10 protein-coding genes and 1 tRNA gene are annotated in these 14814 nt (G+C 56.2%); 1 reads left to right on the forward strand and 10 read right to left on the reverse strand.

What is annotated here, in order from left to right; translation table 11 throughout:
* Positions 1-18 precede the first annotated feature (18 nt).
* The 8 genes from OZX74_RS08160 to uxaC all read right to left on the reverse strand — a co-directional run bounded on the left by OZX74_RS08160 (position 19) and on the right by uxaC (position 11558).
* Positions 19-2832 carry a glycoside hydrolase family 2 TIM barrel-domain containing protein gene (locus OZX74_RS08160; protein ID WP_348519548.1) on the reverse strand — a complete coding sequence of 938 codons (2814 nt, stop codon included), beginning with the start codon at positions 2830-2832 and terminating at the stop codon, positions 19-21.
* Complete coding sequence (locus OZX74_RS09165) at positions 2736-3086, reverse strand: hypothetical protein (RefSeq protein WP_348519569.1); 351 nt, start codon at positions 3084-3086, stop codon at positions 2736-2738. The genes OZX74_RS08160 and OZX74_RS09165 overlap by 97 nt, the downstream gene beginning before the upstream one ends.
* Positions 3087-3417: 331 nt before the next feature.
* On the reverse strand, positions 3418-4767 hold the full coding sequence (locus OZX74_RS08165; protein WP_277156421.1) for a sugar ABC transporter substrate-binding protein: 1350 nt from the start codon (positions 4765-4767) through the stop codon (positions 3418-3420).
* Between the two features lie 58 nt (positions 4768-4825).
* Positions 4826-5746, reverse strand: coding sequence for a carbohydrate ABC transporter permease (locus tag OZX74_RS08170; protein WP_277156422.1), 921 nt, complete (start codon positions 5744-5746; stop codon positions 4826-4828).
* A gap of 18 nt (positions 5747-5764) precedes the next feature.
* On the reverse strand, positions 5765-6556 hold the full coding sequence (locus OZX74_RS08175) for a sugar ABC transporter permease (RefSeq protein ID WP_348519549.1): 792 nt from the start codon (positions 6554-6556) through the stop codon (positions 5765-5767).
* Between the two features lie 703 nt (positions 6557-7259).
* A complete protein-coding gene (gene manD / locus OZX74_RS08180) occupies positions 7260-8507 on the reverse strand; it encodes a D-mannonate dehydratase ManD (RefSeq protein WP_277156423.1) in 1248 nt (415 codons plus the stop codon).
* A gap of 135 nt (positions 8508-8642) precedes the next feature.
* Positions 8643-10070, reverse strand: a complete 1428-nt coding sequence (locus OZX74_RS08185) for a mannitol dehydrogenase family protein (RefSeq protein WP_277156424.1) — start codon at positions 10068-10070, stop codon at positions 8643-8645.
* Positions 10071-10133: 63 nt separating this feature from the next.
* Positions 10134-11558, reverse strand: coding sequence for a glucuronate isomerase (uxaC, locus tag OZX74_RS08190; protein WP_277156425.1), 1425 nt, complete (start codon positions 11556-11558; stop codon positions 10134-10136).
* 155 nt (positions 11559-11713) lie between these two features.
* On the opposite strand from uxaC, the gene OZX74_RS08195 reads away from it, so the two are divergent.
* Positions 11714-12841 carry a LacI family DNA-binding transcriptional regulator gene (locus tag OZX74_RS08195; protein ID WP_277156426.1) on the forward strand — a complete coding sequence of 376 codons (1128 nt, stop codon included), beginning with the start codon at positions 11714-11716 and terminating at the stop codon, positions 12839-12841.
* Positions 12842-13002: 161 nt separating this feature from the next.
* Here the strand turns inward: OZX74_RS08195 and fbaA are convergent, their stop codons facing one another.
* Positions 13003-14142, reverse strand: a complete 1140-nt coding sequence (gene fbaA, locus OZX74_RS08200; RefSeq protein WP_277156427.1) for a class II fructose-bisphosphate aldolase — start codon at positions 14140-14142, stop codon at positions 13003-13005.
* Positions 14143-14634: 492 nt separating this feature from the next.
* A tRNA-Gly gene (locus OZX74_RS08205) sits at positions 14635-14705 on the reverse strand.
* Between the last annotated feature and the right edge of the window lie 109 nt (positions 14706-14814).

A 14814-nucleotide genomic window follows, 5' to 3' on the forward strand; every position in this document is an offset into this window, starting at 1 on the left:
GTTTGATTTGATATTGAATTAACGGCTGGCTTGAGGAAGCAACATGATCTTGAAAGCAAAATCCTGCTCATCCAAGCGATAACGCGAAGCAAGCTGCGGGCCGCAGCTGTTCGAACCCATACCACTTTGGACATAGTCGAGGCACAGCACGTTCGATGCGCAAGGCTCAAGCTCGTAACGATGCTTCTTTTCGGTCATTTCCTCCTGCGTATACGGCAGGAACTGGAACGAGAACGGTACTTCCGAGACTGCGGTCAACGTTACGTCATCGCTGGCGTCTTCAAGCCTGACATAGTCGCAACCGTAGTGGGAGCCGTTTTCCTGAGGCTTGATATACGGCTCGTAGAAATCTTCCGGCGAACCGGCGAAAACCCCGTAATAGCTTGACCTCCGTTTGTCGATATAGCTCTCGTTGGGTCCGTAGCCGCAATATTCCGCATGGTTCATGGCCTTCGGCACGAAGAGACGGAGCCCGAAACGCGGCAGAAACGGCATCGTCTGCCCACGCCTGACTTCAATGGCCAGCTCAACGGCACCGTCATCGTGGATCGTCCACGTTGCGTCGGCGCAAAGCACCGGCTGTACGGCCGCGGCCGCAAGCGTAAGCCGAGCGGTGATGAAAACGTCGCCGGACTTGGCATCACGCCTCACTGCCACGTCATCCGCCCTGGTCTCCACACGGTCGTAGCCGGCGGCCTCCCACTCCTTTTTGACGAACATATCGTTGTCGGTGGGAGCGCGCCAGATATTGATTTCCATCGGTCGGTCGATAATCTTGCAGTTGCCGAAAACCATCGAAGAGAACAAGCCGGTTCTTTGATCGCATATATACTGCCATCGCGCTGCGCTCATGCGAATCTGCCGCGAATCCTGCTCAATCTCGACATCGCCTGACCTGCCGTGATCCTCCTGAAGCAGATGCGTGGCGTACTGATTGCGCGCGTCGACGTTTTCAAGCGGCACCTCATCGAATCCCAAGACAAAACCAGCAGGGAGCACCACCCCAGCTTGAGCCGTGGCATAGGAAACCAGTAACGTGGCCTTGCCGCGATCGGGAATCGAAATACCGGCCAGTTTCACCGTTCCTTCTTGGTGGGCAGCGATATGCGAATCCCCACTTTGAGTATCAAATATTCCCTGATCAGTGACTTTGCCATCCACCAGCAACTGCCACGAAATTGTGAACGTCGAGGAATCCTCAAAATCCATATAGTTATGCAGGGTCAGCAGTTGCTGTTGCCGGTCGAATCCGACAACGCGCAACGGTCTGAAGACGTTCTTGAATTCCTTGAGCCCGGTGTGCGGCGTCCGGTCGGGATAGACCAATCCGTCCATGCAGAAATTGCCGTCATTCGGGTATTCGTGGTGGTCGCCGCCGTAGGCGTATATGGTTTTCCCGTCTATGGTACGGCCCTTGTCGATGGCGTGATCACACCATTCCCAGATGAAGCCGCCGGCCATACCCGGATACTTCTGGAAGACATGGAAATAGTCTTCAAGATCGCCCGGGCCGTTGCCCATGGAATGGCAGTATTCGCACAGGACGTATGGACGCAGGGTGTGCGTGTCCCCGGCACCGTAGGCACCCCTTCCCTTTTTGGCCTGCTCGAAATATCCTTCGATGTCTTCGATGGAGGGATACATACGGCTGTAAACGTCGAGATCGGAATAATCGAATTCGCGGTCGTCCGCCGGATGAATCGCGCTCTCATAGTGTGTGGGACGCGAAGGATCGAATGATTTCGTCCATGCCAGCGCTTTTTCGATCGCGCGTCCATAACCGCTTTCGTTGCCCATCGACCACATCACCACGCAGGGACGATTCTTATCGCGCAGCACGCAATGCTGGACCCTGTCCAGAATCGCCGGGAACCATTGCGGGTTGTCATTGATCGTGCCATGCCATGCAAGTTTTTGTGTCGCACAAGTGGGCTGATAATACAGGCTCTCCACGCCGTGGCTTTCGATATCGGACTCATCGATGACGTAGAAGCCCATCTGGTCGCACAATTCGTAGAATTCCGGCGAATTGGGATAATGGCTCGTACGTATCGCGTTGACGTTGTGTTCCTTCATCAAACGCAGATCGCGTATCATGTCGTCGCGGTCCACGGCAAAGCCCTTGACCGGGTCGGAATCGTGGCGGTTCACGCCGTGTAGTTTCACCGGTCTTCCATTGATTTCGAGCACTCCGTCGTTGATTTCGACCTTGCGGATGCCGACTCGGGTGACGATCATTTCGCCGTCGCCCGGCAGCCCTGTGGAAATCACCAACGTATAGAGATAAGGATCTTCGGCGTTCCAAAGATGAGGGTGGGCAATGGTGAATGTCACCGTCGCCTCAGCGGTGAAGCCGGAGCTGGCACTATTACCCTGTGCGGCCTGGGTGTGCGCGGTATCAAGCAGCTGACCTGATGCATCCAACAACGATAGCGAAACATCGGTGGCTTGCGAGCCCAGGAAGCTGAAATCGACGCCCAACGTTGCCGTGTCAAGACCGTCGGCGAGATCGACATGGACGAAAAAATCACGAACGGCATCTTGCGGACGCTGCATCAGATAGACCCGCCGGAAAATACCGCTCATGCGGAACTTGTCCTGGTCTTCGAGATAGCTTCCGTCGCACCATTTCAGCACCAGCACGGCGATGCGGTTGCGGCCCTCGTGAAGTGTCTGCGTCACGTCGAATTCGCTGGTCGAATGCGAAATCTGGCTATAGCCCACCAACTTGCCGTTCAACCAAACATAAAAACATGAATCCACACCTTCGAAATCAAGGAAGACGCGGGGCGCGGCACTATTTTGGTGATATTCGAAGTCCCGTAGATACACACTCCGCAGGGATCATCCTTGGGAACATGCGGCGGATCGAAGGGGTACGGGTAGCGCATGTTGGTATATTGCGGTTTGTCGTAACCGTTGCACTGCCAGACAGATGGCACCTCAAGCGAATCGAAGGCGCCTAAAACGCCATCGCCGGATATACCGCAGGATTCGTCGAAAAACTTGAGACCTGTAGATGCTATTTGCGCATCCAGGTCATAGATGCTCGCGTAATAACGGAACTTCCACGTCCCGTCAAGCATGACGCATCGATCGGATTGCTCCAGACCCGTTGAAGCAAGTATGTTCCGCTTCGGCACGTCTTCACATACACTCTTCTCAGCAGGCAGGGAACATGGAACAAAATATGACCTGTTGGGTTCTGTCCCGCTATGAAGAAGCGAAAGATCCTCATAATATTCAGGAACAAACATGTGTATACAACCACCTAATCTCATTGGATTGTGTATCCGCACCGCCGGACCGCAAACGCGGCCTCAACAGCCACGTACAGATATCATGAGAGCAACACATCACTACACATGTGTTGCTCTCATATCATCAATTGCACTTCTTTAAACAGCTGTGGAGTACTTACTTGCCAGTGACCTTATAGCCCTGCTGGTTGCCGTAAGTGACCAAAGCCTTCTGGTACTCCTTCAGCGCCTTCTCGAAAGTGGTCTGGCCCTGATAGGCCTTGCCGACCGTGTCCATGGTGATGGAGTTGGCATAGGCCTGATACGGGAGGAACTGCCAACCGCTCACGACGTTCTTGCCGCTCTCAAGGAAGACCTTGTTGATCTGCTGGCCACCGAAGTAGTCGGACTTCTCGCTAAGGAACTCTTGCGAAGACAGTTCCTTCTTGGTGGAGACATAGCCGCCGCTCTGCTTGAACAGATCGATGGATTCCTGGGAGGTGTTGAGCCAACGAAGGAAAGCAGCCGCCAAAGCGGGGTTGGCCGACTTCTTCAGCACGACTTCGGAAGAACCACCGTAGTTTGCGGAAGCGGGCTTGCCATCATAGGAAGGCATCGGGGCGACGCGCCACTGGCCGGCGGTCTCCTTGACGGAGGACTTGAAGGCACCGGCCATCCAGGAGCCGGAGACCACAGAGGCGATCTTGCCCTTGTTGGCGGCCTGATACCATTCAGTGCCCTGGTTGGTCAGCGAGGAGATGTAGTGGTTCTTGAACAGGTAGTCCCAGTTCTTGGCCCAACGCATGGCACCCGGATCGTTCAGATTGATCTCGACGTTGGTGCCATTGACCTTGTAGGCATGGCTTCCGGCCTGCCACAGCATGGAGGTGATGAAGTTACCCTGGCCGGAATCGTTGGTAATGTAGACGCTGGAATCCTTCTCATGGAGAATCTTCGCATCCTGCATGTACTCGTCCCAGGTCTTCGGAGGATTGGTGATGCCTGCGGCATCGAAGACCTGCTTGTTGTAGAACATGACCATCGGGCCGGTGTCCTGGGGCAGACCATAGATGCTGCTGCCACTGGTCACGCCTTCCCAAGCGGACTTGACGAACTGGTTCTTATACTTGGCAAAGCCGTACTGCGAAAGATCCAGCAGGTTGCCCGGGACAGAGAACTGCGGGATGGCCTGATACTCGATCTGGGAGATGTCAGGAATGCCGGAGCTGGCCTTCAAAACGTTCTGCAGCTTGGTGTAGACGGTCATGCCCGTGCCAGGGTTGACGACCTTGATATGAACTTTCGGATATTTCTTCTCGAACGCCGCCGCTTGTGCCTTGGCGCTGTCGGTCCAAGTCCAGTAGGTGATCGTGCCGCCCTTCTGCAGGGCCGCGTCCAAATCACCTTCCTTTCCGCCGGTCGAGCCGCCGGCGCTGTTTGACGAGCCGCCGCAACCCGCAAGGCCTGCAGCAGCCATAGCGATGGCTGCGACTCCTGCCACGAAGCGAACTACCTTTGTACGTTTCATTGAAGGTACCTTTCTTTCTTTCTAATTTACTAAAATCTGAACAGTTTGATTACCGATATCACTGCTTCACGCTGCCGGCGCTCAGACCGGACTCCCAGTAACGCTGGAGCATGAGGAAGATGATGATAATCGGGATGACGGTGACAAGCGCACCCATGATGACCAGGTTGTAGATCGGCTTTGGAGTGGCCGAGCCGGTCGCCTGCGCGTTCCATTCCGCCAGGCCGACTGTCAACGGATACCACTTCGGATCGTTGAGCATGATCAACGGAAGGAAGTAGTTGTTCCATGTAGACACGATGGCGAACAGCAGCACAGTGACGATGCAGGGCATCAGCAGAGGAAGGACGATCTGGAAGAAGATTCGAACCTCTCCGGCGCCATCCACACGGGCCGATTCAACGATTTCCCTTGGCACACCCGACTGCACATAACTGATGACCAGATAGAACCCGAATGGACTGATGAGCGAGGGAAGTATCACCGCCAGCGGGGTATTGGTGAGGCCCAACTTCGCGAACAGCAGGAAGGTGGGGACGACCAAGGCGTTGCCGGGAATGGCGATGGCGCCGATGATGATCGCCATAACGATTTGCTTGCCGGCAAAGTCGAACATGGCCATGCCATATCCTGCCAGCGCCGCCAGCAAAGTGGCGCCGCCCGCACCGATGACCACGTACATCACCGTGTTGCCCAGCCACCTCAGGAACGATCCGTCCTCATAGGTGAACGTCGCCTTGAGATTTTCGACGATGTTGAGCTTGTGTCCGAAACCGAGGCCGAAGGTCGAGAGAATGTCGGCCTGGCTCTTGGTTGCATTCAGCAGCAGCCACAGCAGCGGGATAACCGAATAGAGCGCCAATACCAGCATGAATATGAACAGTACGGGGGAATGACGGCGTGAATAGCCATTCTTCCTGACACCGGATCCGGTGGAGACCGCTACGGTCGCAGCGTTTTTCGTATTCTTACGAGACATCTTTTTCTCCTTGCGATCTCAGTCGATATTCTTTGAACCGTGGTTCTGCGTCACGAACGCAAGCACACCGGTGATCAGGCCCATGATGATGGCCAACGCCGCCGCCAGGTTGTACTGGCTGCCGTTCAGCGAGAGGTTGTATGCCCAGAGGTTCGGGGTATAGCTACTCGAAATCGCATTCGGCGCCGGAGTCTGCAACAGCTGCGGTTCGCTGAAGAGCTGGAATGTACCGATGATCGAGAACATGAAGGAAATCAGAAGCTGGCCCTTGATCGCAGGGACCTTGATGTGCCAAGCAACCTGCCATTCGCTTGCTCCGTCAAGCCTTGCCGCCTCATAAAGCTCGGTCGGAATGGTTTTCAGACCGGAGTAAAGGATGAGCATGTTGTAGCCCGTGAACGACCATGTCATAATGTTGCCGATGGACCAGAGGATCACGTTCTTGGCCAGTGGCTGCAGTGAGAGACCGAACAGGGCATTGATATTGGCTGTCAGACCGAACTGATTGCCATACAGGAATTCCCAAATAAGCACGGCGACCACTCCAGGAACCGCATAAGGCAGGAATAGAAGGATTCGGAAGGCCGAGCGGCCAACCAGCCTCGCACTGTCGATGGCCAACGCAGCAAGAAGAGCGAGACCCAACATGATCGGCACCTGGATCAGGAAAACGCGGATAACGCGCCAGAGTCCATCCCAGAACAAGCCATTCGTCAGAATCGCAGCATAATTGCTTAAGCCGGTGAAAACCCTGCCGCCAATCAATTTATCAGTGAACACACTGAGATACAGCGCATAGATAATCGGCATGATAATCGCTATGACAAAGAAAATAAGGAAAGGCGTGATGAAGGCCCACCCAATTAAGCCATTGCGACGATGCTTATGAGCTTTCTGGATGTTTTTCGGCCGAGAACCCTTTCCAAATTTTCGCGACGATTGTACAGCTTCTGTATTCGCGTCCATTCTTCCTCCTTATGGCTTTACAGCTTTGCAAAGCCTCATATTGGCAACCCGACATCCGTGTGGGAGGTCAATCTTTTTTAACCATATCCAAATCCGTTTTTGAATATTCAAAGTTGCCATAGTTTGCTTTGAAATCATATTTCGACATTGAATAACCTAACGTACTATTTATATCAATACGACAAATATACAATTACCGAAGCTAAAAAACGCCAAAAGCAATGGCGGGAAGCCTATTATCAGGCCTCATGCCATCGCCAAGAGAAGAAAATGCTGTTCCCGTCCAAACGGATGCTCTATCAGCCTCTCCCGCACCCGGCCGACAAGGAAAGATTATTAGAGTGCCGGATCGGTACCAATGCGTTGCTACGGCGCAACCTTGCCCGAACGGCCCCGAATCTTTTACTTTTTATTCGCTTACAAAAAGCACCATTAGTCAGAGTGTCGGGGATGGGATATGTGTTGTTCTGGCGTAACCTTGCCCGAACGGACTCGAGTGTCCAGAACAACACATATCCCACCCCGACACGTCAGTCACTAAGAAAAATCACCACTCGTGCATGGTGCCGTCAAGCAGCCTGTCAACCGGCAGCGGAGCCGGCTGGTAGGGGTACTTGGCAGCGAGCTTCTCGTCGAAGTCGACGCCCAGGCCCGGCTTGTTGCCCGGGTGCAGATAGCCATCCTTGAAGGTGTAGGAGGTGTGGAAGACCTCGAGAGTCTCGTCGCTGTGCTTCATGTACTCCTGGATGCCGAAGTTCGGGATCGCCAGATCCAGGTGCAGGTTCGCGGCCATGCCCACCGGTGAGACGTCGGTCGGGCCATGGAAACCGGATTTGACGCCGAAGAGCTCGGCGAAGGCCATGAGCTTCTTCATGTGAGTCAGTCCGCCGGTGTGGGTGACGGCCGAACGCACGTAGTCGATCAACTGTTCCTCGATCAGGGTGATGTAATCGGTCCAGGAGTTGATGATCTCGCCGATGGCGATCGGGGTGGTGGTGTGCTCACGCACGATGCGCAGGAACTGCTGGTTCTCCTCGGCCGGCGTGGTGTCTTCCATCCAGAAGAGGTCGTAGGGCTCGAGGAGCTTGCCGAAGCGGGCGGCCTCGATCGGGCGCAGACGGTGGTGCGAATCGTGCAGCAGGATCAGGTCCTTGCCGTACTTGTTGCGCACGGCCTCGAAAACGCCGGGAATGGTGTTGAGGTACGTGCGGGCATCCCACACCTCTTCGACCGGAACGCTGGTGCGGCGGGCGGGCTCGTAGTCGTAACGCACGCCCTTCTCGCCTTCACCGGCCTGGGCGTTGGCCGAAGCCGCGACGCCGTAGGTCGAGGGGATGCCGGGCAGCGCGTACTGAATACGCGTGGCCTTGAAGCCCATATCGCGGTACATGTCGATGGAGTCGTAGAGGCTCGGCAGGTCGGTGCCGGAGGCGTGCGCATAGGTGAGGATGCCCTTGCGCGAAGCACCGCCCAACAGGTCGTAGACCGGGACGCCGAGCTTCTTGCCCTTGATGTCCCACAGTGCCACGTCGACGGCGGAGATGGCGGCCATGGTCACCGGTCCGCGCTTCCAATAGGCACCCTTGTAAAGGTACTGCCACATGTCCTCGATGTTGTCCTCGTTCTTGCCAATCAGGGCAGGAGCGATGGTCTTCAGGTACTCCGCGGCAACGAGTTCGCGCCCGTTGAGCGTCGCATCGCCGAGACCTACAATTCCGTCGGTCGTGGTGAGTTTGAGGACGACGAAATTACGTCCCGGGCTCGTCACGAATACCTCGGCCTTTTCAATAGCCATATCGATTCCTTTCTGTTGTACAGATTTTTATTCACAGATGCTTACTGTTTGACGGCATCCGTTTTATTCAATTTTCATTCACGTCTTTCATGACAATCACGCCGCCAACCCTGATACAAAGCGCGACAATGCCAATCATGATGCGCGACGAGCCTCGGCAGCCTTGCCCACTTCGTCGATCTGACGGACGACCTCGTCGACAAACAACGACGAAGACGCAAGTCCTTGATCAAGATAAGCGATGACATGCCTGACCGCTTCGCCGTCGATGCTTCTCTCTGAGGCGAGACAGGGTTTGGCGAGCGAAACGACCTTGCTTTTATTGACATCGGCCAACCGGTCGCTGAAACGCGTGAGGAACAATATCCACGCCGCAATGGCGCGGGCGGCGGGAACGATGGGCGCCCCGTCTTTCAGCGCTTTTCGTGCGGCGGGAACGATGCGAACCGGCAGCTTTTCGCTTCCATCGGAGGCGATCTGCATCAGCAAATGGCGAATATTCGGGTTTTCGAAACGTTCAAGCAGCTGCTTGCGGTATTCGTCGGTGGGAACGCTGATGTAACGTCCGGCCAAATCCCACCATTCATTGACCCACCGGCGCAAGGTCGGATCGGCGACGGCATCGGCAACGGTCTCATAGCCAAAGAGCGAGCCGCAATAGGCCAAGGTCGAGTGGGATCCGTTAAGCATCCACAACTTGCGTTCCTCGTACGGCGTGACGTCGCCGGTGATGACGGCGCCCGCCTCGTCCCAGGCAGGGCGTCCGGCCGGGAAGTCCCCGGCAATCACCCATTCGCGGAACGGCTCGGTACGTACCGGTGACGCATCATGCCAGCCCTTCACACGTTCAACCTGCTCGATATCACCCGGCGTGGTGGCAGGAGTGATGCGGTCGACCATCGAGGTCGCCCATGAGACGTTCAAACGCGTCCAGTCAAGCAATGACGGATCGACCTCCGCGATGGCCTGCTCGACGACTTTGCGGAACGCGGCACCATTGCCGGCCAGGTTATCGCAAGGCAACACCGTGATCGGGCCGGCCGCCGCACACCTGCGAGCCAGGAAGCCTGCGACCATGCGCACCGGCACGGTTTTGAGCCCGTCTGCCAGCGGGTCGGCTTTCAACGCCCGCAGATCCGCCGCGACATCGGGATCCGCGATATCCAGATCGCCAGTGTGGGTACGTTTATACCCCGCCTCGGTGACCGTGGAAGTGACGATGGCAATATCCGGATCGGTGAACCGGGCGCGCAACGCCGCCGTGTCCGAGCCGCTGTGCATGGAGGAAATCGAGGAGATGACCTCGAATTGGTCGCCTTGCCTTCCGGAAGTAATCAAGGTGTATACGCACTCCTGCGCCTCAAGCAAGTCGGACATCCGCGGCCCGCGACCGGTGAAACCGGCGATGCCCCATTTCGCGGCATCGGGTGCGTGCTCGGTGTACCAGGCTTGGTGAGCACGAGTGAAATTGCCGATTCCCAGATGGATGATCTTTTCCGGCGCGGTCGGACGACCGTCCTGTTCACGGCTGATTTGAGGAATGGAAACGCTATCTGCTTTCATTGCTGCCCCTTTTCTTGATGCGCAGTCACGCATTACGCTGTTTGGTGTTGCTCGACTTACTGCTCAGCTCCCGATCTTGAACACTCGCTTTGGCTGGGTGGATACTTGATCGTGCATGATCGCAAGTCCTTCGTCCATGGAGATGCGGCGGTCGCAGACCAGGGAGGAAACAAAACTTGCGGTGACCCTGCGGTTCATGTCGTGGCGAGAAGGAATCGAGCAGATCGCGCGGGTGTCGTCGATGAACCCGGAAAGCTTCGTAAATCCGGCATACGGAACGACGGCGTGGAAATAGCGCGAAATCGAATCCGGCGCGTCGATGAACCACCACGGCGCCCCGATATAGAACGACGGGTAGAAGCCTGCAAGCGGCGCCAATTCACGGGAATAGACAGTCTCGTCATCGGTGAAGGCGACGAAATGGAAATCGGCATTGTTGCCGTACTCGTTCAACAGCGGGCGCAACGCTTCGACGAACTCGGCCCGCGCCGGGATGTCACCGCCGACGTCCGCGCCGTAACTGGCGAAAGCCTTGGCATCGTAGTTGCGGGCGATGGAGGGATGCACGGTCATCACCAAGCCGTCCTCTTGGGCGAGCATGGCCTGATCGTTGAATAGATGCGAGCGCAGACGATCGGCATCATGTGAATCGATTCGTCCGGCGTACGCTTCCCGGAACAGACGGCCCGCCTCGGCATCCGTGAGTCTTTCGGAATTGATGCTGATATGGGAATGGTCACTCAATACCGCGCCGTGCTCTTTGAAGTACCGGCGCCGGCGACGCATGGCTTGCGTGAAACCTTCGTAACTGGAAGCATCCACGTCGGCGGCCGAGCCGAGGTCGCGAACCAATTGCGGCCAATCGCAACGCGACGGCTCAAGGTACTTGTCCGGACGGAACGCAGGCGAGACAAACGGCTTGAAATCGGGGTCGGCGTTGACCTTATCATGAAGCCCCAAATCTCTCACCGGGTCATCGGTGGTGGAAACAAAGTCCATATTGAAACGATTGGCGAGCGAGCGCGTGCTGAATTCCGGGGCCTTGAGCATTTCGTCAAGCTCGTCGTAAATCGCCCCGGCGGTCTCGCTGCCGAACTTCTTATCGATGCCGAACACCCTCGCCAACGAATCCTCGAACCAATAGCGCATAGGGGTGCCGGCAAAAGCAAACCAGTGCTGGCCAAACAGCAGGAAAGCGTCACGGGCCTGCTGCTCGGTGAAATGAGGCTGGTTGACCCCCAGCGCACTCAGCGCGACGCCCTGGGCATGCAGCACACGGGTGACATAGTGATCGGGCGTGATGAACAAATCGGTGGGGTTGGCAAAATGCTTGTCCTGCGCAAACCATTCAACGGGGATGTGCCCGTGAGGGGAAATAATGGGAAGATCCTTGACCGAGGCATACAGTTCGCGTGCGGCTTGCAATGTTTTTTCCTCGGCAGGAAATAGCCTGTCTGGAGATAAAGGCGTTCCTGATTTGTCAGCCATAAAATCCTCCTAGCAGAAGCGCAACAGACAATCCCTGGTGATTGCCCGAAAGTCCTAAATCGTGCCTCAGTTTACGCGCAGCAGCATTTGGCCGTATGCTGTTGCCATTACTTGCCAACGTATGCTTATACTAAAGAGCAAAGGACGGCAAAAGAGTGCACAATGACGAAATAACGGATGACGGCCAAGCCGAGAATCTTCAAAGCCTATCGAAAGATTTTCGAGACAATCCGCAAGAGCCCCCTGCCGCCCTAGAGGATGCCAAGAAACCCGTCACCATCAGAGACGTGGCCCAGGCTGCCGGTGTTGTGCCATCTACCGTTTCCCGAGCGTTTGCAAGGCCCGGCCGTGTCAGCGCCGCAACCGCCGAAAAAATCTACGAGGTCGCCGATCGGCTCGGTTATCGTTCGCATACGATCAACGCACATACCAACGATGATCATCTCAACGGAATGCTGGGCATCGTGGTGGCCGATCTCAGCAACCCGGTTTTCGCAGAATACACGCGAGCGGCCCAACACGAATGCCTTTCCAACGGCTTTGGGCTTTTGGTGCTGGATTCCGAGGAAAACGCGGTCATCGAGCGCACTTCCATCCATACCGCCATCCAACATATCGACGGGCTGATCCTCGCCTCGTCCCGCCTCTCCGACGCCGGCATACGCAAACTCGCCCAGACCAAACCGCTGGTGACGCTGAACCGCTCCATCCGCGGCATCCAATCGGTGATCGGCGACGTGCAGACCGGACTGGGGCAAGCCGTCGAGCACCTCGCAACCCTGGGCCACCGCAATTTCACGTACCTGAGCGGTCCGGAATCCTCATGGCAGGACGGAGTACGTTGGCGCACGCTTTCGTCGATCTGCTCACGCCACCATCTGAAACTGCGCCGCATCCCTTCGAACGCGCCGACTTTCAGCGGCGGATTCCGCACGGGAGAAGTGTTTTTGAACAACCCGACCGACACCGTCATCGCCTATAACGACATCATGGCCATCGGATTCATCGCGGCCCTGCATTCGCGCAACATCGACGTTCCCGGCCAAGTTTCGGTGGTCGGCATCGACGACGTGCAATTCAGCTCGCTGGTCTCCCCCGCGCTTTCGACAGTCCGTCTGCCTCGAAAGGCCTTGGGAGTCAAAGCCGTGACCGAGACGATCGGCCTGATCCGCCATACCAAACCGCTGAACGAGCGAAAGCCCATTATGCTGGAATCGTCTTATATCGTGCGTGCCAGTACGGGCAGGGTCAATCCCTCTGCACTGGCTGACAGGAATTTGTGAACATCGACGGGAGCACCTTGCCCAAACGCCGGTGTGCCGAATTTTTGCCTTCGAACGTGCGCTGTTTTATTTCCCTTAGCGTTGCGCCATGTTATGCGTTTGCCATATTCCCGCTAATCGGCTTACCTGAGAGGTTATTTAAGCGGTTTATTTAAGAACTTTTATTTGAGCGCCCTGCCTGCCGAACCAAGCTCAACGCAAGCCTCGACCACGCGCTTGGCCATCGCGCCCTCGGCCGTGCGACCCCACGAACGCGGGTCGTAGTAACGTTTCTCGCCCACCTCGCCGTCGACCTTGAGCACGGAATCATAGTGCTCGAATATGTGACCGGCGACCGCGCGGGTGAAGGCGTACTGCGTGTCGGTGTCGATGTTCATCTTCACCACACCGTAATGGACCGCAGCCGTGATGTCGCCCTTCGATGAGCCGGAGCCGCCATGGAAGACGAGCATGAACGGCTTATTGTCATGCAAATCGGCATCGGTATAGGCCCACCTGCGAGACGTCGAGTCGACGGACGCATCCGCCGACGAGCGAGCCGAGACTTCCCCTGCTTCGCCATCGGCTCCCAGCCTGCCGTCCTTCGCAGCCAACGCGACCTCACGCTGGATCTCGCCGAGCAGTTCCGGGCGCAGCTTCACCACGCCCGGCTTGTAGGCGCCATGGACGTTGCCGAACGTGAACGCCGCCATATACGTGCCGCGCTCCCCCAGCCCGAGCCGGCGGGCCACCTCGATACCTTCGGCAGGTGTGGAATAGAGCTTTTCGTCGATATCCGCACGATGACCGTCCTCTTCGCCGCCGACCGCACCGATTTCGATTTCCAAAACCGTGTGCGCTTTAGCCGACAGATCCAGCAGGTCTTCGGCGACGTCAAGATTTTCGGCCAACGGTACCGTCGAACCGTCCCACATATGGGACTGGAACATCGGCTCATGGCCGTGCGCCACCTCGTCTGCTTCGCGGGCGAGCAATGGCCGCACCCAACCGTCGAGATACGGCTTGGCGCAATGATCGGTGTGCAAGGCGATGGAAATATCCGGGTACTTTGCGGCCACCTCACGCGCGAAAGCCGCAAAAGCAAGCGAGCCGGTGACACGATCGTTCACGCTTTGCCCGGAAAAATAGGACGCTCCGCCCACCGAAACCTGGATGATGCCGTCGGATTGCGCCTCGGCGAACCCCTGCAACGCGGCGTTCAGGGTCTGGGTGCTGGTCACGTTGATCGCCGGATAGGCATAGCCGTTATGCCGCGCGGATTCCAGCATTTCACGATATCGTTCCGGGGTTGCCATGGTCATGATTCCATTATTGCCGCGAGCCTCGCCATCGACTTCGACGGAGGTCATCCCACATGCAAAATCTTCAGAAAATAGGAACCGGAACGAACGCAAAACCTCTGGACCGGCCCAAACGGCCGAAGCCGCCGACATGGAATTGTCAATCGAAAATATGTGATATACTTTACAAGTCATTGTGGTTATCTTTTGATAGCCCAGTGAATTGGGGGATTAACTCAATGGTAGAGCCCGCCGCAAGGCGGAGATGCACGGTTCGATTCCTGCCTCCTCCACTTTATTTTTCTATCGGCAATTCGCATTGATTCTTCCTTTGTTTTGAGAACCGCATTATTGCCCATCAACCGTTCATCGAATAGCAGCAAGTCCTGAAGATAGCTCATCGGAGCGGAATAATCATTTGGGGAATAGCCGGTTTTACGTCATTTGAAAACTTCGGGCAAATGACGGCTCCACATGATTTTTATCTTCAACGAGATATCGTGAATATGAAAGAGCGGATGACGGGAGTCGAACCCGCCTCTGAAGCTTGGGAAGCTTCCATTCTACCGATGAACTACATCCGCAACGGTGCATGCACACTGACGCGCACATACAAGAAATGAGTCTAGCACAGAGCCGCGAAACCTGTACCGAGACGGGAAAATCTGCAAATTACGACATGACCGTCTGATG

Source organism: Bifidobacterium sp. ESL0798, from assembly GCF_029395415.1.
GTDB lineage: Bacteria > Actinomycetota > Actinomycetes > Actinomycetales > Bifidobacteriaceae > Bifidobacterium.

Bases quoted from the DNA above. Each gene is read 5' to 3' on its own strand.
- OZX74_RS09165 (WP_348519569.1), bottom strand. From the start codon at position 3,086: ATGCTTGACGGGACGTGGAAGTTCCGTTATTACGCGAGCATCTATGAC.
- OZX74_RS08165 (WP_277156421.1), bottom strand. From the start codon at position 4,767: ATGAAACGTACAAAGGTAGTTCGCTTCGTGGCAGGAGTCGCAGCCATC.
- OZX74_RS08170 (WP_277156422.1), bottom strand. From the start codon at position 5,746: ATGTCTCGTAAGAATACGAAAAACGCTGCGACCGTAGCGGTCTCCACC.
- OZX74_RS08175 (WP_348519549.1), bottom strand. From the start codon at position 6,556: ATGCCGATTATCTATGCGCTGTATCTCAGTGTGTTCACTGATAAATTG.
- manD (WP_277156423.1), bottom strand. From the start codon at position 8,507: ATGGCTATTGAAAAGGCCGAGGTATTCGTGACGAGCCCGGGACGTAAT.
- OZX74_RS08185 (WP_277156424.1), bottom strand. From the start codon at position 10,070: ATGAAAGCAGATAGCGTTTCCATTCCTCAAATCAGCCGTGAACAGGAC.
- uxaC (WP_277156425.1), bottom strand. From the start codon at position 11,558: ATGGCTGACAAATCAGGAACGCCTTTATCTCCAGACAGGCTATTTCCT.
- fbaA (WP_277156427.1), bottom strand. From the start codon at position 14,142: ATGACCATGGCAACCCCGGAACGATATCGTGAAATGCTGGAATCCGCG.